Below are 719 nucleotides of genomic sequence, written 5' to 3'. Positions count from 1 at the left end.
TGTCTACCAACCGCACTAACCAATTATTGGTTCAAAACATGTTCATTAAAGCGATTGAACGCGGTGAAGTGTGTGACCAACACGATTCAGAACACTTGGCAAATCTATTCCACGGTATTTGTTACTCGCTGTTCGTACAAGCAAACCGCTTCAAAGGTGAAGCCGAGTTGAAAGAGCTCGTGAGCGCTTACCTAGATATGCTTTGCATCTACAATCGCGAACACTAAAGCTCAGGTTTGAATACAAACAAGCCCACCACATGGTGGGCTTTTCTATGTTTGTCCGCTTCGAACATTCAAATACAAAAAAACCGCTGGATTCAGCGGCTTTTTTGTTATTCACATTCAATCAGCGATATTACGCCGCCGTACTCACTTTGAAGTCTGGGTTTACTGCGGTTAGCTTCTTAATCAGATAATTCAGTAATACACCGTACATTGGGACAAACAAGCCAAGGCTGATCACCAACTTGAAGCCGTAATCCACCAGCGCGATTTCCGTCCAATGCTCAGCCATAAATGGATCTGGACTTTGGTAGAATGCAATCGCAAAGAACGCGATGGTATCTAGCGCATTACCAAAGAGTGTCGAACACGTTGGAGCTACCCACCACTGCTTCATTTGGCGTAGACGGTTGAACACATGCACATCCATGATCTGACCAAGTAAGTAAGCCATGAAACTCGCAATCGCAATACGTGCGACAAACAGGTTAAATT

General features: G+C 44.4%; 1 protein-coding gene and 1 pseudogene. One reads left to right on the top strand and one right to left on the bottom strand.

Features of this window, described 5'->3' with window-relative positions:
* Positions 1-227 (top strand): annotated as a pseudogene (opaR, locus tag R7Q09_RS25545) (transcriptional regulator OpaR); the annotation flags it as partial.
* A 130-nt stretch (positions 228-357) separates the two neighbouring features.
* Here opaR and R7Q09_RS25540 read toward each other — a convergent pair.
* Positions 358-719, bottom strand: a 362-nt coding sequence (locus R7Q09_RS25540) for a queuosine precursor transporter (RefSeq protein WP_318143862.1), incomplete at its 5' end; no start/stop codon positions are given.

It is taken from the genome of Vibrio sp. 2130-1, from assembly GCF_033339515.1.
This window is presented reverse-complemented; position numbering and strand designations above follow the sequence as displayed.